Origin of the sequence: Stenotrophomonas sp. SPM (genome assembly GCF_003105135.1) — a bacterium.
In the GTDB taxonomy this organism is placed as follows: domain Bacteria; phylum Pseudomonadota; class Gammaproteobacteria; order Xanthomonadales; family Xanthomonadaceae; genus Stenotrophomonas.
In genome coordinates, this window is sequence record NZ_QETL01000003.1 from 47,786 (window position 1) to 67,219 (window position 19,434).

A 19,434-nucleotide genomic window follows, 5' to 3' on the forward strand; every position below is an offset into this window, starting at 1 on the left:
TGTACCTGGCCAAGGCCGCTGCCCTCATCGCATGGACCCGATCATGAACAAGCCCGCCGCACGCATCTCCGCCCTGTCATTGTCGCTGATGCTCCTGGCTGGTTGTGCCACCACCAGCCTCACCAGCGCCCCCGAATCGCCGGCCCAGAGCCAGGCGCTGGCGCTGATCGAACAAGGCAAGCCGCGCGACGCTGCCCTGCAGCTGGAGGCGCAGGCCGCCACCCTGCGTGGCGGTGCCCGCAGCAACACCCTGGCCGATGCGGCCTGGGCCTGGCACCTCGCCGGTGACAGCGCCCGCGCACGCAGCCTGCTGGGCCAGCTGACCGCTCGCCAGCTCTCCGGCGCCAGCCTGCAGCGCTTCCAGCTGACCAGCGCCGAGCTGGCTCTGGCCGACAAGCAGCCTGCACAAGTGCTGGTCCTGCTGAAGGACGCGGGTGACAACGTGCACCCCGGCCTGCGCACGCGCTGGCACCTGGCCCGTGCCGAGGCACTGCAGGCCAGCGGTGACAGCTTCGCTGCCGCCGCCGAACGCGCCCGTGCCCATGCCAGCCTGGCCGGTACCGCCCGCAGCGAGAACCAGGCCGCCATTTCCGGCCTGCTCGGCACGCTGGACGACGCTACCCTGCGCAGCCGCGCCGCCGCGCTGCCGGCCAATGACCCGCTGTACAACTTCGCCGGCCGTGCGCTGATCGCCCGCGGCCTGCCGCTGCCGCGCCCGTTCGACCGCGACGGCGCCGCCCAGTTCGATACCAGCAAGCGCCCGCCGGCGATGAGCGATGGCTACCGTCCGCCGGCGAAGATGGCCGTGCTGCTGCCGCTGAGCGGCCGCCTGGCCACCGCCGCGCAGCCGGTGCGCGATGGCCTGCTGGCTGCCTATTACGGCGAAAGCCGCCGCCGCCCGGAGATCAACTTCTTCGATACCGCCGGAACCCCGGCCGGTGCGCTGGCCGCGTATGACAAGGCCGTGGCGTCCGGCGTCGACTTCGTGGTCGGCCCGCTGGGCCGTGATGAAGTGGACGCGGTGTACGGCCGCCAGCCGCTGCAGGTGCCGGTGCTGGCCCTGAACCGCGGCAAGGATGCGCCGCCGGCGGGCAGCGCTGGTTTCTCGCTGGCGCCGGAAGACGATGGCATCGTGGCCGCCGAATACCTGCGTGGCCGCGAGCGCAACCGCGCCCTGGTCGTCAGCAGCAACGACGACACCGGCCGCCGCGCCGCGGCCGCATTTGCGCAGCGTTTCGCCCAGCGCGGCGGCCAGGTGGCCGCCACGGTCGCCGTCGTTGACGCGGTGGGTGATATCAGCGCACAGGTGCGCAATGCCGGCCAGATCGATGCCGTGTTCCTGGCCGTTCGTGCCCCGCAGGCGCGCCTGCTGGCACCGCAGCTGGCCCTGGCCGGTGCCGGTGGCGCAACGCGCGTCGGCACCAGCCAGCTGACCACCGGCAGCGGCAAGGTCGAGGAAGACGTGGCGCTGGACGGCATCATCTACCCGAACGAAGCCTGGAACGTGCGCAGCGTGTCCGGCCTGCCGTCGGCCGCGCAGGTGGGCCAGACCCTGCCCAGCGCGCGCGGTGCCGCCGGCCGCCTGTTCGCCTTCGGTGCCGATGCGTGGAAGATCAGCGCCTACCTGGAAAAGCTGTCGAACGAGGGCGGCCTCGATGGCGCCACCGGCACGCTGTACCTGGACAGCAACGGCAACATCCTGCGCCAGCCGGCGTGGTCCACCTTCAGTGGTGGCCGCACGATGCCGATCGTCGGTGGTCGCTGAGCACCTGCAACGGGGCTCGGCGGTGGAAGCCGCCGCCGAGCAGCACCTGCAACAGGCCGGGTTGCAGCCGCGCGCACGCAACGTGCGCTACCGCGGCGGTGAACTGGACCTGGTGATGGACGACGCGGGCACCGTGGTGTTCGTGGAGGTGCGTTATCGCGCACGCGCGGATTTCGGTGGCGGCGCGGCCTCGGTGGATGCGCGCAAATGCCGGCGCCTGGCCCATGCCGCGCTGCTGTACCTGCAGGAGCACCCTGCGCTGGCCGATGCGCCCTGCCGCTTTGATGTGGTTGAGGCTACCGGCGATCCGCCGCAGCTGCGTTGGCTGCGTGATGCGTTCCGGTTGGATGACTGCTGATGCCTTCGATCATCACCCATGCCGCCGTGCCACTGGCGCTGTGGTGTGCCGCTGACCGCGGCCGCATTCCGCCGCGCGTGCTGGCCGCCGGCGTGATTGCCGCGATGCTGCCCGACGCCGATGTGCTGGCGTTTGCCCTGCATATTCGCTATGCCGATGCGTTCGGGCACCGCGGCGCCAGCCATTCGTTGTTGTTTGCCGGCGTGCTGGCCGCGTTGGCGGCGGTGCTGGCGTTCTTTGGTAGTCGCCGACCTTGGTCGGCGGTTTCGAGCCAACCAAGGTTGGCATCTACGACATCCACCGTGCAGGCCGCGGTGTTCGTCTTCATCTGCTCGGCCAGCCATCCGCTGCTCGATGCGATGACCTCCGGTGGTCTGGGCGTTGCCCTGGCCTGGCCGTGGAGTGAGCATCGCTTCTTCGCGCCGTGGCGGCCGATCCGCGTCTCGCCCTTCGCTCCTCAGTTCTTCAGTGCACGCGGCGTGGCCACGCTGCTGTCCGAGCTGCGCTGGGTGTGGCTGCCGCTGGCCGGCGCCGTTGTCGCCTGGAAACTGATCCAACCTGCCCCTGCCGTTCCCCGGGAACCCTCATGAGTACTGCCCTGCCTACCGCCCTCGTTGCCGAACTGTCCGCCCTGCTGGGCACGGAGGGCTGGCGCATGGATGACAACGCACTGGAGGCAAACGCGCAGGACAATTCCTGGCGTCATCAACGTCCTGCCGCCGTCGCGCTGCCCGCCAGCATCGAACAGGTACAGGCGCTGGTGCGCGCGTGCCGTGCACAGGGCGTCGCACTGGTCGCTCGCGGCGCCGGCACCGGCACCACCGGCGCGGCGGTACCGCAGCCGGGCAGCATCGTGCTGTCGTTCACCCGCATGGACCGCATCGTCGAGATCCGCGCCGGCGACCGCTGCGCCGTGGTGCAGCCGGGCGTGTTGAACGGCACGCTGCAGCAGGCGCTGGCGCCGCACGGCCTGTTCTGGGCACCGGACCCATCAAGTGCCGAGATCTGCAGCATCGGCGGCAACCTGGCCTGCAACGCCGGTGGCCCACGTGCGGTGAAGTACGGTACCAGCCGCGACAACGTGCTGGGCCTGGTGGCGGTCACCGGCACCGGTGAAGTGATCCGCTGCGGCGGCGCTTACACCAAGGATGCCACCGGCTACGACCTCACCCACCTGCTGGTGGGCAGCGAAGGCACGCTGGCACTGATCGTGGAGGCCATCCTCAAGCTGACCCCGCTGCCGGTCAGCCAGGCCGGACTGCGCGTGCTGTACCGCGATGCCGATGCGGCCGCTGCAGCGGTGTCGCGCCTGATGTCGCAACCGGTGGTACCCACGCGACTGGAATTCATGGACGCGCGCAGCCTGGAGCTGTTGCGCCTCAATGGTGCCGAAGTACCCGAGGCTGGCGCGATGCTGCTGGTCGAGGCCGATGGCGCCCACGACACCCTGCCCTACCTGCTGCAGGCGCTGGCCAGCGCCGCCGAAGGTGAAGGCATGATCGAGCTGGACGTGGCGATGGAAGGCCGCGCCCGCGACCAGCTGTGGGCCGCGCGCAAGGCGCTGTCGCCGGCGCTGCGCAGCGTTGCGCCGGGCAAGATCAACGAAGACGTGGTGGTGCCGGTGTCGCGCATTCCGGAACTCGTATCTGGCGTGCAGGCCTTGGCGCGTGACTACGCGCTCACCATCGTCACCTTCGGCCACGCCGGCAACGGCAACCTGCACGTCAACATCCTCTACCACCCCGAAGACGCCGACGAGAACGCACGTGCACATGCGGCGCTGCCGAAGATCTTCGAACTGACGCTGGCGTTGGGCGGCACGTTGTCGGGCGAACACGGCATCGGCCTGGCCAAGCGCGATTTCATGGCGCAGGCATTCACCCCGGCCACGCTGGCGACGATGCGCGCGATCAAGGCCGCGCTCGATCCGGACGGCATTCTCAACCCGGGCAAGGTGTTGCCACCGGTGTGATGCGCGCCGGGCATAAACCGGCGCTACCAAGGCGTGCACCTGTAGAGCCGAGCCCACGCTCGGCTGCTCTCCGTCCAGATCACGATGCACCCGCGCTTCGCGCGGTGAGCCGAGCATGGGCTCGGCTCACCAGAGGTCCGCGTGGCGACCCCGGCACTGTCGCTTACCAGGCCATGCGCAGGCCCACCTGGCCACCCACGTTGCGATAGCCATGGTCGCCGCGCTGCACGGTCATCCCACCCCATGCGCCCCAGCGCTGGCCCAGCTTCAGCTCCGCGCCGGCCTGTACCTCGTAGCGGTTGCGCGGCACATCCGCGCCCAGCGTGTCACCGTTGAACTGCAACGTACTGGTACCGCTGCCGCGCAGCCAGTTCACGCCCAGGTACGGCTGCACAGTGTTGCCGGGCGCAGTGCCATGGCCGAATACACGCACGCCCAGGCGCCCGCTCAGACCACCGACATCGGCGTGGTCAATCACCGTGCCGTTCGTTTCCACGTGTCGATCACCACGATAGTTGACATGGGACAGCTGCAGCTGAGGCTGCACATACAGCGCACTGGAAGCGCCCTGCCACACATTGAAGGTGTAGCCGGCCTCCAGCGACGCACTGGTCATGCGCGAATCGTAGTGCTCCGGCTCCAGGCCGATGCCCTGCACCCGGTTATTGAAACGGCCGTGCTGCAGGTTTGCATCCATGTACGCACCCTGCGTGCCGTCAGCGACCTGCAACCAGGTGCCGTACACGCCCACCGCGCTGCCGCGCACCCGACCCTTGGCGCTGTAACCGGTCAGATCGGACACTGCACTGCTGTCAGCGCGCCCCGTGCCCAGCATCACGCCGAACGCTGCATTGCCTCGGCGAACCAGATCACTGCCGATCTGCAGCACCGAGGTGTTGCCATCAATCGACAGCTGACCACCGACCGCGCTGAAGTCCGCCTGCTGCCGGCCCACGCGCGCCCACGCGGCACGCCCTTCATCCAGCGAAACGGCACCGATGCGGTCGTTCAGGCGATGGGAAAACATGTTGATGGCTGCCGACTGGTTGGCCAGGTACGCCCCGGCTTCGGGACGCAGCACCGGCACCGGGTCCACAGGATCCACGGGGTCCACGGGGTCCACGGGGTCCACGGGGTCAACCGGGTCAACCGGGTCAACCGGATCGATGGGGTCAACCGGATCAACCGGGTCCACCACACAGCCCGGCGCGGCCGGATTGTCCTTGCAGACATCAAACCATTGCGAACGCAGATACCAGTTGCCATCGGTGGGATCAGTCACGCCCCCCTTGAACAGGAAGTACTCATAGGAGCCGCCCACGGCGCGGCCGGCCAGCGCATAGGTTGCCAGCGATGCACCGTCCACTTCGATCAGCTGGATGCCATCGGTGGTCTGAGCGCCAACGCCGCCAATATTCTTCACCGCGATGCTTGCATCGCCCGACGTATCGCCACGCACATGCAGGCGATCAAAGGCGCTGTCATCGCCCCCCAATGCGCCCTGGAACAGGAACGTGGCGCCTTCGCTGTGCAGGTCGCCCTCCACGGTGAGCGTGTTGAAGCGGCCACTGCCATCGGACAACGCCACGCCGCTGTTGCGCACATCCAGCTCGCCCACCGTGGCGTCGCTGGTCAGTGTCCACTGACTACCGCTTTCAATCGCCATGGTCTGCACCAGGCCGGAAGACCCCTGCCACAGCGATCCGTCTGCCAGGCGCACGTGTACATCGGACCGCGGCACCAGACCGGCATCCTCGTCTTCGGGCGTGATGACGATATCGCCGACCATCTGCGAGCCCCCCTGGACGACCACGTCGAAGCGACCGGCCACCGCCGCATCCAGCGCGATGGCGATGCCGTTGCCACCGGATACGTAAGCGTTGTTGGACAGCGTCAAACCAAGGTCACGGCTGCTGCGTACCCAGACACCGCCATGCTGGGCGCTCATCAGGGAACTACCATCGATGCCCAGGCTGCCGTTGTCATTGATGACGGCGGCCCATGCGCCCTCACCCTCGGTACGGACATCGGTCCCGGTCAACGTCATCCCTCCGCTGCCACCGGTCAGCACACCATGGGCCTGCTGGCCTTCGGTACGGATGAGGCTGTCGTCCAGATGGATGCTGCCGCCCTGGCGCGCAACCGCACCAATCGCACCCGCGCCCGTAGTGTGAACCTGGGCCGCACGCGCAGTGATGATCGGGCCGGCGCCGATGCCAGTGAAATCGGCATACAGGCCGTGGCTGCTCTCACCGGACGTGGTCACCGTTACGTGGTCCAGATCCACGGTACCGGTTCGCACATCGATGCCGACAGCGCGATCACCCTCGCTGATGACGGAACCGCGTGCCATCGCCAACGTTGAATCGGAGAACATCTTGACGGTTCCCGTCCCATCGCCGGTGCTATGGAAGCTGGAGTCCACCACAGTGACTGCATTGCCGCGGCCATTGATGTCCAGCGCGATGCCGCTGGCCCTCACGGTGCTCCCCGCAAGGTCGAGCTGGTTGTTATCGGCCAGCCAGATGCCGGACGCACCCTCAATCTCAACGCCGGTCAGGCTCATGATCGCTCCGGTGGCCGACACCGCCCGGCTCCCCAGCCCCATTGCCGAGATCGAGCCACCGGTCATCGTGATGTCACCGCCGCCGGAGAGACCAACTGACGACACGCCCTCCATGCGGATGTTCACGCCCTGCAGCGTGGCCTGGCTCCCGGTATGGGCCACAACGCCCATCCCGGTCCCCTTGTTGATCACGTCGGTAGCCGTCAGATTCAGCTCACCGCCGGTCGTCGCCAGTGCCGTGGTGGCACCGAAGCCGGTGGTGACCAAGGTCGAGCCGTTCAGTTCGATACGGCTGCCAGCGCCTTCGGCACGGGCCGCAGATGCACCGTCGCCATCCGCACTCACGTTGACCGCACCCAACGGCACGATGCTGCCGCCGTTGAGCGCATGGAAGGCATGATTGCCCACGCCGGTTGCGCTGTAATCACCTGCTGCAGGGGTCTGCCCATCACCGTCGGCGATGACCTGCTGTGCGAGTGCACGGGCAGGAATTGCGGCGGCAAGCGCGGCGGCGAGGGCCAGAGCCAACGCCGAGTAATGGAGGTGGTGGGATCGCATGTTCAAGGTCTCCTTTGTCGAGACCGGCATGGTGGATGTCGCGTTGAACGCCCACCATTCAATTAGTTGCATTGTTGAATACGACATTGCACGGCACATGCGACATTAATTTTCGTGAAGCAACTACCACCGCGTACCGCCTGCGACCCGCTCGACGATGACCTCTTGCTACATGCGCAAGGATGCTACTCAACGATGGTCGAGGGTCAGCGTTGCTTCGCTGCACAGACGAACCGGCACGCGACATCACCAGTAATCGACGTTGAGCACCGCCTCCCCCTTGATTACACCAGGCGTCAACGGCTCATCGGTCCGGATGTAGCGAGCGGTGAATGCAATGTCCTGCGTTCCGCCAACACCCGGCTCGAAATCCCAGATACGTCCGAAGTTCACTTCATTACCTGCTTGCAGGAGCTGCACTCGCACACCTCTGGCATCTGAATCAGCCGTGGGCGTCAGTTGGCTTCCCGAGTTGGTCGGGTCACCCGCATCGGTCAGGGTGATCTGCGCCCGCGGTGCATCCGTGCCGCAACTCAGGCGGACCGCCACCGGCTTCTCCTTGGCAGTGCTGCCCGGCGTGGGCAACTCTGCCCATTGGACATCCTGAAGCGTTTCCGAGACATCCAGCAACGGACAGGTGACGGCCGGGAACTGGGGAGCAAGATAGTAAGGGGATGTCACATCAAGCTCAGGGTGTGCCGGCGATCGCAGCGACACCTGCCCGGTCCGCACGCTGGACGTGCGCATGCGCCCGCCGCGCGAGAAGACCAGCGCCGTGTAGTTGATGGTGTTCTGCAGGCCGTCTCCGGCGAAAGTCTGATACTGCAGCTCCAGTTCTTCATCCAAGCGAAGCGGCTTGCGATCATTGAAATTCGAAAAAGCGTCAAATGCCAGTAGAGCCGAGTCATGCGACGTGACATAGGACGCGTAGGTCCGCCCTTGGTATTGGATGTCCCCAGCATAGGTCAACCCAGGAACGTCCAGGCGCACGAAGACCGATACGATGCCGCCGGGCAATGAGCATTTTCTATAGGCGACGCGACCTCTCTCCTCAGCCATGAAGACATTCGGCCCAGTCGGAGCAGACGTATAGACGGTGTCGAGCAGCACGTCCGGTTTCGCTGAGTACTGCTCACAGGCAACCACGGCACCAGCGGATAGCAGGAGTGCCAGCGAAGTGAACAGTTTCGCGGGAAGCGACATGCGCGTCGATATGCCGGTAGATGAGATGCGGACAGGGATAGACATACAACGATCTCCATTTCAGCAGATGGTCAGTGGCCGGCGCACTTCGCGCGCGCGGCCATCACTCACTCGTAGTCAGCCGTCACCACGATCTCAGTGGACACCTCACCGGCACTCAGCGAAGAACCGGTCGGTGCGTGGTACGCCGCCCGCAGGTCATAGCGCGCGGTGGCGCCGGTCACCGGCACATCGATGCCGGTGTCACCGTCCTTCAGATAGGTGTTGCCGGTGGTGCCCGACAGCAGCGAAATCGACACACCGTCGGCCGCGTCGGTGGCAGCGGTGTTCTTCCAGCGCTCTGCATCGCCATCGGCCGCGGTGCCGGCGAACGACAGCACCGCCTTGCTGACGCCTACGCAGCCGGTGAACTCCAGCGCGCCGGCCTTGATCTGGCTGTCCTGCCCGGGGGTCAGGTCACTGGCTTTGACATCGTCCAAGGAAATCTGCGCGTCGGCCAGCGTGCAGGTGCCGGGCAGCACGCGGCCGGTGATGGTCAGGGTGGCGCTGTCGGCCAGGGCCAGCGGCGCGGCGGCCAGCAGCACAGTGGACAGGGTGAGGCGGTTGATCAGGTTCATGGGATGCTCCAAGGTGAAAAATGAAGGGAAGTAATCAGCGTGTTGACTCGGTTACGGCATCCAGCGCGGCCTGCAGGCCGGGGCTGGGCGGCGGCAGCGGCGTGCACACCGCTTGGCTCCACGACAGCCCATAGGCGTCGGGCGCGTCGGGGGTGGTGTACTGCAGGCGGCATCGGTTCGGGCCCTCGGGGTCGACAATCAACCCGCCCTGCTCGGGGGCGCCACGCAGCTGGATCACCCCGCCCTGACCAACGGCGCCGTAAGCGCGACCGCTTTCATCCTCAACGCGGGCGGCGAAGGGCAGCGGCTGGCCGAGCGCATCGGTGGCATCGATGAACAGCGTGCGTTCGCGCTTGGCATTGAACGCCACGCGCACGATGCTGCCCGCGGTGGGTGCGACCCGCTGCGAGGTCTGCAGCAGCTCGACGTCCATGGGCAGGCCGGACGGGTCCAGTTCGATCTGGTTCCAGCGGTACGGGCTGACGTGCGGCAGCAGCGCGTAGCCATTGCGGCCGATACGCACCTCATCGCCGTAACCGATGCGTGCGCCCTGCGCGCCGTCGGCCTGGATCAGGGCGAAACCATCGCCCACGGGCGCGCCGAAATTGATGCCATCGCGGTGCAGCACCACGCTGCCGGCGGCGCTGGCGTTCACGGCGCTGTAGTCGCCCGAACGGCTGTAGCCGGCGGTCAGGGTGCCGTGGCCACCGTGGTAGGTGGCATACGCGCTGGTGCTGCGCTGGCCATCGGTGCCGTCACTGGCGCCCACGCTGTAGCTGAGCTGCTGCGATTCGCCCAGGGTGCCGCTCAGGCCCAGCTGGCCCTGTTCGCCACGGGCAGAATGGGCCAGCTGCGTGCTCAGGCGCGGGGCGCGCGGCGCGGTGCCCAGCGGAATGCTCACACTGGCGGTATAGCGGGTGTCCTGACGGCCATCATTCAGCAGGTAGCGCATCGCCGACAGGCTGTAGGTGGCGCGGCCGATGCTGCTCTGGAAGCGCAGCTGCAGGTCGTTCTGCTGCGGAGAATCGCCCCAGTAGCGCACATGGCCGCCACTGAGCGAAAGGCTGCTGCGCTCGCCCAGGCGCTGCGAGAAATTCACCTGGAAGCGCTGGCGCGCGCGGCCGCTGTGGCCCCAGTCGTCACTGCGTGACAGCGCAACGTCGTTCAGGGTCATGTAGCCGCGCGTGCTGTAGCGGTGCGCAGCCAGCCCGAAGTTGGTACCGGTGGCCGTGACGTAGCGCTGGTAATTCACCCGGAAGCTGTTGCCGGTCACTTGATCGCCGTTGCCCAGCCGTGCGCGTGAATGGGTCACGTCGGCACCGAATGCACCGATCGGCGTATTGACTGCGCCCCCGAACACGGCGGCCTGGAAATCTTCGGCAACCTGCACGCCGCCCAGTACGGTGAAGTGGTTACTGATGCCACGCGCGTAGGTGCCTTCGGCAAAACGCAGCGACTCGCGCTCGCCATGCGCATCGCGCAGCTCACCCGCAGTGGCACTGAAGCGGCTGGCGCCAGGGCGCAGCGCCTGCGGCACGGCCGAGAAGTTCACGGTGAAGCGCTGGGTGCGGCCGTCGGCTTCGGTAACGGTGACCTCCAGATCGCCACCGAAGTTGGTGGGATACAGGTCTTCGATGGAGAACGGCCCCGCTGCAACGCTCACCTCGTGGATGATGTTGCCGTTCTGACGGATGGTCACCAAGGCATTGCCTTCAGCAATACCCTGCACCACCGGCGCAAAGCCGCGCAGCGAGTCGGGCAGCATGCGTTCATCGCTGGCTACGCGCGCACCGGTGAACGACAGTGATTCAAACAGCTCGCCCCCGGTATTGCCCTGGCCCAGCAGCAGCTGGCTGTTCCAGGCCGGAAGGTCGCGTTGCAGGTAACTGTTGATCACATCGTGGCGGGTGCCGTAATCGGTGTGGCTGAAGGACGCGCGATGGCGCAGCCGCCAGGCGCCCAGGTTCACGCCGGTATTCAAGCCCAGATAGGTCGCGGTCTGGCCTTGGGCACGGTTGTGATTGATGTTGTAGTCGAAGAACCCCGCGGTGACACCGTAGTCGCGCTGGTCCGGCGCCACGTAACCGCGTGCATTGCGCGCCTGTGCGGCCTGCGGCACGTTCACCAGCAGCTGCAGGTTTCCCACGTCAAACTCCACGGTGGCACCTTCGACGAGCGCGGGCAGTTCAATGCATGCCTCGTCACCTGCATCCAGATCGGCCAGGTAGCTGTCTTTCAGATTCAACCGCCGCAACAGGGCCACCGGCAGGCACGGGGAGGCCCCCAGCGGTGCTGGCGCCTGGACAAAGCGGATGTCGCGGTTCTCGAGGAACTGCCCGTTCACCACCACGTCCAGCGGATAGACGCCCGGCTCCATCGGGTTGCCCTGCGCATAGCGCTGCATGTCGATGGCTTTGCCACCAATCAGGAAGCCTTCACTGAATTGCAGCGGCTCGCCGGCATCAGCACGGGCGTAGCTGCTGAGCATCATCGCCATGGCAAGGGCGATGGCCGTCTCCAGCGGGCGGCTGATGAACCTATGCTGTCTGCAATGATGGCCAGGGCGCTTTTGCATGGCGAAGCTTGTTCGATGCGGTCGAAGCCGACATCGCTCGTCGTCGAATTGGGCCGAAGCGTAGCCAGCGCTACCCCGTCCTCCCATGCAATTTGTTGCAAAGCATCAACCCGCTACTGAAGCGCGCGGCTCTCATCGCACCCTCCATTTCAGCGACATTCACGCTTGTCATTTGGATCTGAACTCACCCGGACAGCGCGCCCGCACCCGCCACGCGGCCCCGATGGCGCCCTGTTTCAACCCCAGCGCGCCAATCCCTGAACGGGCACTTTACCCATAACATCGTTTGCGGGATCAGACAAACGCCTTGCAACTAGTTGCATGTTCTTCCTGGGCATGGCCGGGAACACTGTGCGCATCCGCCGGCTCATCCAGTGCTGAACCCCAGTTTCCCCAACCAAGGACACTCCCATGTCGAACCGATTGAACCTGATCGTTGCCGGTGCACTCGCGCTGGCTGTCTCCCCCGCCGCCTTCGCTGAAAAGCTGGAGATCACCGGCGAACTGATGACCAGCACCTGCGCCGTGGATGCCGTCGGCGGCACCATCACCGTGGCGATGGGCAAGGTCGACGTTGCCTCGGTCAATGCCGCCGAACGCGCTGGCATGAAGAACTTCAGCATCCAGCTGGACTGCACCGGCTCCGGCGCGTCGCAGGATGTGGGCGTGCGCTTTGGTGGCACCCCGGATGGCAGCACCGGCAACCTGGCGCTGAACCCCGACCCGAGCGCGGCCTCCAATGTGGGTGTCGCCCTGTACGACGTCGCTGGCAACCACCAGAAGCTGGGCGAAGACCCGCTGCAGTGGGTGACCATTCCGGCCGCCAGCAAGGGCCAGCTGGACTACAGCGCGTGGTACGCCTCGCCGGGTCAGAATGCTACCGCCGGCACGGCCAATGCTTCCGGCGATTTCGTGGTGCTTTACAAGTAAGTTCCTTCCGCGTGCTGGCTCAGGGACGGGCTGGCGTGCACCCAATCGAGGTGTTCCCTATGACATTCCGTGCAATGACGTGGATGACCGCGCTGCTGGCTGGCGCATTGGCGCTGCCTGCATCGGCAGCAGTGACGCTGCAGGGCACGCGCATCGTGCATGACGCGGCCAAGGGCCGCGACGTGACCGTAAAGGCGACCAACACCGGTGAGCAGGCGGCGATGGTGCAGGTCTGGATCGATGATGGCGACAGCCATGCACGGCCGGAGAATGTGCGCACGCCGTTCCGGCTGACCCCGGCCGATCCGCGCCTGCTGCAGGCGCACCAGGGCCAGGCCTATCGCATCACCTACGCGCCGCGCCCGACGGAAGCGCCGCTGCCGACCGATCGCGAATCGGTGTTCTATTTCAACCTGCTGGATATTCCGCCCAAGCCCAGCGATGCGGCCGGCAAGAACCTGCTGCAGTTTGCGGTGCGCACGCGGGTGAAGCTGTTCCATCGCCCCGCTGGCCTGCCCGGCCATGCGCGTGACGCGGCGGCCCAGCTGCAATGGCGCGCGGTGGGTGACGCACTGCAGGTCACCAATGCCAGCGCCTACCATGTGACCGTCAGTACGCTCACCCTGCCCGATGGCCGCAAGGTGGAAGCGGACATGATCGCACCGGGTGCACAGGTACGGCTGCCGCTGCCGGCTGGTGCGGCGATGCCCACCACCGCCAGCTTCACCTGGCTGGATGACTACGGTACGCCGCGCGAGGCCGAGGCGCGTATCGAGCGCTGAGCGCCGCGTAGCGCGACCTGCTCTGTGTAGAGCCGAGCCCACGCTCGGCTGCTCTCCGATCAGATTGCGAAAAGCGCCGCGCTTCGCGCGGTAAGCCGAGCATGGCTCGGCTCTACAAGGACGCTGCGCGAATGCTGACGCATTCGCGTCGCTCTGTGCGACCACACTGCGCCTGCATGCAGACTGCAACAATTTTGAATTTGAAACTCTTCTGATTGGTACAGCGGCACCTTCTTGCGCATCATCTACCTGCCACCAACAACGGGTGGCACGGGCTTGCAATCCCGTTTGATCAGTGTCGTTTACGCTTGCCTGCCTGCGTCACTGCCTTCCCTCGTGCCTGGGTGGCGTCGGCAGGCATTCTGTCCGCGACTCTTTGGCGGGCGGTGCGCGGCGGCCTCGTGCCTGCCGGCATTTGGCGACGCTAATCACCGGTATTGCAACCACGCGCCGTCCGCCACCCTCGCTCTCAAGCGGGGTGGCCCCTTGCTTCGCACACAAGGACGCCGCCATGACCACGTCCCACTACCCCCACCTGTCTGCCACTCTGGGCGAAGCCGCCACGCGCCTGCCTGATGATCTGGCGCGCACGCTGGAGAGCACCTTCGTCGCACTGCAAGAAGGCGAAGCGCCCGGCACCATCACGCTGCTGCACTGCCTGCAGCACATCCGCCAGGGCGACGCCGCCGATGGGCAGCCGTGGCCGGGTAAAGGCTGCACGCCCGGGCAGCGGCTGGCACTGGCACGCATCGACCGCGCCAATGCCGGGCTTACGTTTCTACTTGAGCTGCTGCACGCTACAGAACGCGTGCGCGTGGATGGCTAGATCAGCCAGCAGGTCGGCGATGACGTGCGCGAAGGATTGCTGCTGGCCTGCCGTGGGCTGGCCGAGTATGTGGATGTGCAGTTGCGGGCTGCTTAGCGGCACTTGTAGAGCCGAGCCCATGCTCGGCTTGCCTGGAGCCTGATCGAAGAGCAGCCGAGCATGGCTCGGCTCTACAGGACCGGATTGGCGATCAGTCGTAGGCAGCAGTCACCACGATCTCGCTGGAGATATTGCCGGCGTTGATACCACTGGTGTTGGGAATGAAGTAACCCGCGCGCAGCGGATAGGACGCCGTCGCGCCAGAGACAGCCACCGGAATATCAGTGTCGCCCTTCTTCAGGTAGGTGTTGCCGGTCGCGCCGGCCAACAGCGCGATCGTCACACCCGTTGCTGGCGTGGTCGCGGCGGTGTTCTTCCAGCGCTCCGGGTCGCCGTCGGCGGCCGTGCCATCGAAGGACAGGCGCGCGCGGCTGACGCCCACGCAGCCGGTAAAGTTCAGTGCAGCGGCCTTCACGCTGCTGGCGGCACCCGGCGTCATTTCATCGGCCTTCACCGGATCCAGTGCAAGGGTGGGTGCCGCCAGCGTGCAGGTACCCGGCAGCACGCGACCGCTGATGGTAAGCGTGGCCTGGGCACCTGCGGCCGATGCGATCAGGCACAGCATCGGCACTGCGATCACCTGAAGAAGGGAACGGGACATGGTTGGACTCCTGTGAACGATGAAAGGGATAACGAAACTCATTGGGCGACGCCCTCTTCCGGCTCCGGCATGCCCACCTGCAGACCCTCCGGCAACAGCGGCTGCGGCACGCACACGGCCTGGCTCCACGAAATGCCGTACGCATCCTGCGCTTCGGGCATGTGGTAGTCGATGCGGCAGCGCCGCTTGCCATCGGGGTCGACAATCAACGCGCCACTGTCCTGTGCACCGCGCAGCTGGATCACCCCGCCCTGCCCTACCGCACCGGCCGCCGCGCCGTCTTCGCTCTGCACCACGGCCGCAAACGGCAGCGGCTGGCCCAGCGCGTCGGTGGCGTCGATGAACAGCGTGCGCTCGCGGCGTACCTGGAACGGCACGCGCACGATGCCACCGGCGGTGGGCGCCACACGCTGCGAGGTCTGCAGCAGCTCCACCTCGATCGGCAAGCCGGACGGATCCAGGTCGATGGTGTTCCAGCGGTAGGGGCTGACGTGCGGCAGCAGCGCGTAGCCGTTGCGCGCCACACGCAGATCAGTGCTGCTGCCGATGCGTGCGCCCTGCGCACCCGGCGCCTGCACCAGCGCGAAGCCGTCGCCCACGGGAGCGCCCAGGTTCAGGCCACCGCTGTGCAGCGCCACGCTGCCCGATGCGCCAAGCGAAAGGCTGCGGTAGTCGCCACTGCGGCTGTAGCCGGCATTGAGATTGCCACGGCTGCCTTGCCACGCGGCATAAGCACTTTGGCTGTTCTGTCCATTGCCTTGTGCGTTGGACAGGCTGTAGCTCAGCGCACGTGACTCACCCAGGCTGCCGGTGATGCCCAGCTGCGACTGCCTGCCACTGTCGGCCTGGCTGAGCTGGGTGCTGGCACGCGGTGCGTTGGCACTACGGCCCAGCGGCATGCTAAGGGTGAACGCGTAGCGCGTGTCCTGGCGGCCATCGCCCAAGCGGAGGCGCAGCGCGGACACGCCGTAGTTGACCCGCCGCAGCGTGCTCTGGAAGCCGAGCTGGAACTCGTTGCGGCGTCGGGCGCTGTCCCAGTAAGACACATGGCCGCCGCTGAGATACAGGTTGCTGCGCTGGCCGACCTTCTGCGAGAAGTTCACCTGGTAGCGCTGGCGGGCGCGCTGGCCCAGGCCCCAATCGTCGCTCTGCTCTCGCGCCACGTCGTTGAGGCTGAGGAAGCCGCGCGTGCTATAGCGGTACGCGGCCAGGCCGAAATTGGTACCGGTGCGTGCCACGTAGCGCTGGTAGTTCAGGCGGAAGCTGTTGCCGGTCACCATCTCGCTACCGCGCAGGTGGGCGCGCGAATGGGTGACATCGGCACCGAATGCACCGATGGCCGTGTTGACCGCAGCACCGGCAAGCAGGGCGCGATAGTCCTCACCCAGCTGCGCGCCACCCAGCACGGTAAGCCGGTTGTTCAGGCCCCGCGCGTAGGTACCTTCGGTGAAGCGCAGCGTCTGCAGCGTGTTGCCGGTATCGCGCAGCTCGCCGGCGGTGACCGCAAAGCGCGACGACCCGGCACGCAACGCCTGCGGTACGGCGGAGAAATTGACACTGAAGCGCTGCACGCGACCATCGGCTTCGGTGACGCTGACATCCAGGTCACCGCCGAAGTTGGTGGGATACAGATCCTCGATGGTGAATGGACCGGGCGCCACATTGCTTTCGTGGATGATGCTGCCGTTCTGGCGGATGGTGACCACCGCATTGCCTTGGGCAATGCCCTGCACCACCGGTGCATAACCGCGCAGTGAGTCGGGCAGCATGCGCTCGTCGCTGGCCACGCGCACGCCGGTGAACGGCACGCTTTCGAACAGCTCGCCACCGGTGTTGCCCTGGCCGAGCAGCAGCTGGCTGTTCCAGCGTGGAATGTCGCGCTGCAGGTGGCTGCTGATGACCTGGTGACGGGTACCCTGGCTGCCATGGGTGAACGACGCGCGGTGGCGCAGGCGCCATGCGCCCAGGTTCAGGCCCGCCTGAAGGCCGAGGTAGCTGCTGTCGCTGCCCTGGGTGCTGTAGTGGTTGGCGCTGTAATCGATGAAGGCGGCGGTGATGCCGTCGTCGCGCAGTTCCGGTGCCACGAAGCCACGCGCGGCGATAGCCTGGGCCGCTTGCGGAATACTCAGGGACAACTGCAACTCGCCGCTGTCAAAGGTGATACTGGCGCCCTCCACCAGCGCGGGCAGATCCACACAGGTGTTCTCTTCGGACGGCAGGGCCTCAAGAAACGCAGGCTTCAATGGCAACCCGCGTACCAGCATCGGAGAAAGGCATGGCACCGCGATCTGCGGGTCGTCCTTGATGACGAAACGGATGTCCTGGCTGCGCAGGAACTGTCCGTTCACATGCACGTCCACTGCGTAGTCACCAGCGGGCAACGGATTGCCGTTGGCGTAGCGCGCCATGTCGATCGCTTCGCCACCGATCAGGAAGCCCTCGCTGAATTCCATTGGATCTGCGGGAGTTGCCGTTGCCAATGCCGGGGCGCTGCCCAGCAGGGCGAAGGTGACTGCCGCGGTAAGACGCTGCGTGGGGAACGTGGCACGGCCAGGCGCTGCGGGATGTGCGGGGGACGACTTCATCGAGGACGATGACCGGTGCCGAAGCAGCGGCATCAGGAAAAGCGACCGCAGGCTAGAGGCTGCAGCACATGCTCCCCATCCAACCGGTTGCAGGTCGTGTCGGGCACCGTCGCATTGCAACTCGTTCGATGTGCCAGCCCCACCGAGCCGACGACACTGTGGGCACTTCCACAGCACAGGCGATGGGCATACGCCCTGCACCACTACGTGGTGCGTCATCGATAGTCGGCGGTGAGCACCGCCTCTCCTTTCACCAGCCCTGGCACCAGCGGGTCGGCCATGCGTAGATAGCGCGCACTGAAGGGAATGGACTGCTGGCCTTTGCTGGACCAGCCATGCGACCATGCCTGGCCGAACTGCACCGGCTGGCCACCGCGCAGCAGCTGCACCTGCACGCCGCCAGCCGTGGCGCCGGGGGCTGGGGCAAGCTGGCCGTTGCGGCTGCCAGGATCATTCGCGTCGGCCAGCGAAAGCTGCACGTCGATGTTGTCCATCGGGCAGTTCATCGCGACGTCGAAGCTGGATTCCTTCGCGCTGCTGCCGCTGGCGGCGAGTTCGTTGGCGACAACGTCGTCGAGGGTGTGGGAAGCGTAGGCGAGCGTGCAGGTGACGGGGGGCATGGAGATCTCCACCGACAGGTGGTGCTGCATCCTCTGGCTCGGATCACCCTCGGGCCAAGATGTGATGGTGCCCAGGTAGCTCATCGGCACCGGCTCCATGGCTCCCCCACGGAAGAACACCATCACATAGACCGCGACGGTAATCGGTCCAGCAGCTGCAATCGGTATGCCGGGGTGTCGATTGATCGTTCCGACAGTCAAGGATGGACCACCATAATTCGAGGGAGCACCCTCTTTCACACTGTAGCCAAGGCCGATGAGTGGTGAGCGCGAACTGACGCTATAGGCCTTGTAGGTGACACCACCGTAGGTGATATCTCGCTCGTAGGTGAGACCAGTCAGCGGTGCATCCACGACGAAGGCTGTTTGCCCGGCAGCGCACTCGAACCCCAAAGGGACGTTTCCCGCCGCGCTGGTTCCCAGTCGTTGATCCGGCCGATCCAGATTGAACCCCCGCAGGGCGAGGCTCAGATCTTGATCTCCCGGACTAAGTCGGACGCAGCTGGCCCCGGCCTCCAGAACGCACAGGGAAGCGATGACCACTGCACACACCCGCGCGCGCGCCGCGCTACGCGGCGCGTGCGTGCAGGCGGACAGAAGTGCGAGCAACTGCAGGGGAAACCGCACGGCGATTCCTTAGCCAATCAGATAAGGCTACGCAATCTAGGCAGCGGCGATGTCATTTCCTATAGGATTAATTGCAGTTCGCGGACGTCAACGCGCTTTTGCAACTAACTTCATTCCGCCACTGGACGCGCGCATCCAAACTGGCCGCGCTGCCTGCCCTGGGCGGTCATTGCGTGTCTTCATTCCACTAACGAGAACTGTCATGTCCCTGACGCTCCGCCTGCTGTCTCTTTCCATCCTCGCCGTCTCCGCGCCGTCGGTGTCTGCCGAAACGCTGGAGATCACCGGCGAACTGATGACCTCCACCTGTTCGGTGGGCTCCACCGGCGGCACCATCACCGTGCCGATGGGCAAGGTCGATCTGGCTTCGGTCAACGCCAGCACCCGTGCCGGCCAGAAGAACTTCACCATTGCCCTGGACTGCTCCGGCTCGGGTGCATCGCAGGATGTGGGCGTGCGCTTCGGCGGCACGCCCGATGGCAGCACCGGTAACCTGGCACTGACGGCGGCGTCTTCTGCAGCCAATGTTGGCGTGGCCCTGTACGACGCTGCGGGCAACCAGCAGAAGATCGGTGAGGACCCGGCCGTGTGGGTGACCATCGCCGCTGGTGGCAGCGGCCAGCTGGACTACAGCGCGTGGTATGCCTCCCCGGGCCAGAACGCGCAGGCGGGCACCGCCAATGCCTCGGGTGACTTCATCGTGCTCTACAAGTAACCCGCTTCCAGCAGGCCAGTGCCACGTGGTGCTGG

The 19,434-nt window shown here is 66.1% G+C and carries 14 protein-coding genes and 1 pseudogene; 8 read left to right on the forward strand and 7 right to left on the reverse strand.

All coding sequences use genetic code 11. The annotated features are described in order from the left end of the window. Window positions 1-43: 43 nt before the first annotated feature. From DCO49_RS02085 to DCO49_RS02100, 4 genes are read left to right on the forward strand one after another with little or no spacing between them, the layout of a single operon-like run. Window positions 44-1,765: a penicillin-binding protein activator gene (locus tag DCO49_RS02085; protein ID WP_116862624.1), complete on the forward strand. Its 1,722-nt coding sequence runs from the start codon at window positions 44-46 to the stop codon at window positions 1,763-1,765. After that, entirely contained in the window at window positions 1,728-2,123 is a 396-nt protein-coding gene (locus tag DCO49_RS02090) for a YraN family protein (protein ID WP_116862591.1), read from the forward strand. The genes DCO49_RS02085 and DCO49_RS02090 overlap by 38 nt, the downstream gene beginning before the upstream one ends. After that, complete coding sequence (locus tag DCO49_RS02095; protein WP_116862592.1) at window positions 2,123-2,713, forward strand: metal-dependent hydrolase; 591 nt, start codon at window positions 2,123-2,125, stop codon at window positions 2,711-2,713. Before DCO49_RS02090 ends, DCO49_RS02095 begins: the two co-directional genes overlap by 1 nt. Beyond that, complete coding sequence (locus tag DCO49_RS02100; RefSeq protein ID WP_116862593.1) at window positions 2,710-4,095, forward strand: FAD-linked oxidase C-terminal domain-containing protein; 1,386 nt, start codon at window positions 2,710-2,712, stop codon at window positions 4,093-4,095. Before DCO49_RS02095 ends, DCO49_RS02100 begins: the two co-directional genes overlap by 4 nt. Before the next feature lie 163 nt (window positions 4,096-4,258). On the opposite strand, the gene DCO49_RS02105 is transcribed toward DCO49_RS02100, so the two are convergent. The 4 genes from DCO49_RS02105 to DCO49_RS02120 form a co-directional block, all read right to left on the reverse strand. After that, the gene (locus DCO49_RS02105; RefSeq protein ID WP_116862594.1) at window positions 4,259-7,219 is read right to left on the reverse strand and encodes an autotransporter outer membrane beta-barrel domain-containing protein; all 2,961 of its coding nucleotides are present in this window, start codon (window positions 7,217-7,219) and stop codon (window positions 4,259-4,261) included. 246 nt (window positions 7,220-7,465) lie between these two features. Beyond that, on the reverse strand, window positions 7,466-8,467 hold the full coding sequence (locus DCO49_RS02110; RefSeq protein ID WP_116862595.1) for a fimbrial protein: 1,002 nt from the start codon (window positions 8,465-8,467) through the stop codon (window positions 7,466-7,468). A 62-nt stretch (window positions 8,468-8,529) separates the two neighbouring features. Then, window positions 8,530-9,039: a fimbrial protein gene (locus tag DCO49_RS02115; RefSeq protein WP_116862596.1), complete on the reverse strand. Its 510-nt coding sequence runs from the start codon at window positions 9,037-9,039 to the stop codon at window positions 8,530-8,532. A gap of 34 nt (window positions 9,040-9,073) precedes the next feature. Further along, the gene (locus DCO49_RS02120) at window positions 9,074-11,614 is read right to left on the reverse strand and encodes a fimbria/pilus outer membrane usher protein (protein ID WP_116862597.1); all 2,541 of its coding nucleotides are present in this window, start codon (window positions 11,612-11,614) and stop codon (window positions 9,074-9,076) included. 411 nt (window positions 11,615-12,025) lie between these two features. On the opposite strand from DCO49_RS02120, the gene DCO49_RS02125 reads away from it, so the two are divergent. From DCO49_RS02125 to DCO49_RS02135, 3 genes and pseudogenes are all read left to right on the forward strand, one after another. Beyond that, window positions 12,026-12,544 (forward strand): fimbrial protein, encoded by a 519-nt coding sequence (locus DCO49_RS02125; RefSeq protein WP_116862598.1) that lies wholly within the window; start codon window positions 12,026-12,028, stop codon window positions 12,542-12,544. Between the two features lie 59 nt (window positions 12,545-12,603). Beyond that, window positions 12,604-13,326 (forward strand): molecular chaperone, encoded by a 723-nt coding sequence (locus tag DCO49_RS02130; RefSeq protein WP_207776451.1) that lies wholly within the window; start codon window positions 12,604-12,606, stop codon window positions 13,324-13,326. Between the two features lie 511 nt (window positions 13,327-13,837). Then, a pseudogene (locus DCO49_RS02135) lies at window positions 13,838-14,248 on the forward strand (hypothetical protein). A gap of 94 nt (window positions 14,249-14,342) precedes the next feature. Here DCO49_RS02135 and DCO49_RS02140 read toward each other — a convergent pair. The 3 genes from DCO49_RS02140 to DCO49_RS20420 all read right to left on the reverse strand — a co-directional run bounded on the left by DCO49_RS02140 (window position 14,343) and on the right by DCO49_RS20420 (window position 18,684). Continuing rightward, window positions 14,343-14,852 (reverse strand): fimbrial protein, encoded by a 510-nt coding sequence (locus tag DCO49_RS02140; RefSeq protein WP_243402626.1) that lies wholly within the window; start codon window positions 14,850-14,852, stop codon window positions 14,343-14,345. 38 nt (window positions 14,853-14,890) lie between these two features. After that, on the reverse strand, window positions 14,891-17,305 hold the full coding sequence (locus DCO49_RS02145) for a fimbria/pilus outer membrane usher protein (protein ID WP_116862600.1): 2,415 nt from the start codon (window positions 17,303-17,305) through the stop codon (window positions 14,891-14,893). 347 nt (window positions 17,306-17,652) lie between these two features. After that, on the reverse strand, window positions 17,653-18,684 hold the full coding sequence (locus DCO49_RS20420) for a fimbrial protein (protein ID WP_243402627.1): 1,032 nt from the start codon (window positions 18,682-18,684) through the stop codon (window positions 17,653-17,655). Between the two features lie 202 nt (window positions 18,685-18,886). On the opposite strand from DCO49_RS20420, the gene DCO49_RS02155 reads away from it, so the two are divergent. Beyond that, complete coding sequence (locus DCO49_RS02155) at window positions 18,887-19,399, forward strand: fimbrial protein (RefSeq protein WP_116862601.1); 513 nt, start codon at window positions 18,887-18,889, stop codon at window positions 19,397-19,399. Window positions 19,400-19,434 lie beyond the last annotated feature (35 nt).

Bases quoted from the DNA above. Each gene is read 5' to 3' on its own strand.
- DCO49_RS02085 (WP_116862624.1), top strand. From the start codon at position 44: ATGAACAAGCCCGCCGCACGCATCTCCGCCCTGTCATTGTCGCTGATG.
- DCO49_RS02095 (WP_116862592.1), top strand. From the start codon at position 2,123: ATGCCTTCGATCATCACCCATGCCGCCGTGCCACTGGCGCTGTGGTGT.
- DCO49_RS02100 (WP_116862593.1), top strand. From the start codon at position 2,710: ATGAGTACTGCCCTGCCTACCGCCCTCGTTGCCGAACTGTCCGCCCTG.
- DCO49_RS02105 (WP_116862594.1), bottom strand. From the start codon at position 7,219: ATGCGATCCCACCACCTCCATTACTCGGCGTTGGCTCTGGCCCTCGCC.
- DCO49_RS02110 (WP_116862595.1), bottom strand. From the start codon at position 8,467: ATGTCTATCCCTGTCCGCATCTCATCTACCGGCATATCGACGCGCATG.
- DCO49_RS02115 (WP_116862596.1), bottom strand. From the start codon at position 9,039: ATGAACCTGATCAACCGCCTCACCCTGTCCACTGTGCTGCTGGCCGCC.
- DCO49_RS02120 (WP_116862597.1), bottom strand. From the start codon at position 11,614: ATGCAAAAGCGCCCTGGCCATCATTGCAGACAGCATAGGTTCATCAGC.
- DCO49_RS02125 (WP_116862598.1), top strand. From the start codon at position 12,026: ATGTCGAACCGATTGAACCTGATCGTTGCCGGTGCACTCGCGCTGGCT.
- DCO49_RS02130 (WP_207776451.1), top strand. From the start codon at position 12,604: ATGACATTCCGTGCAATGACGTGGATGACCGCGCTGCTGGCTGGCGCA.
- DCO49_RS02140 (WP_243402626.1), bottom strand. From the start codon at position 14,852: ATGTCCCGTTCCCTTCTTCAGGTGATCGCAGTGCCGATGCTGTGCCTG.
- DCO49_RS02145 (WP_116862600.1), bottom strand. From the start codon at position 17,305: ATGGAATTCAGCGAGGGCTTCCTGATCGGTGGCGAAGCGATCGACATG.
- DCO49_RS02155 (WP_116862601.1), top strand. From the start codon at position 18,887: ATGTCCCTGACGCTCCGCCTGCTGTCTCTTTCCATCCTCGCCGTCTCC.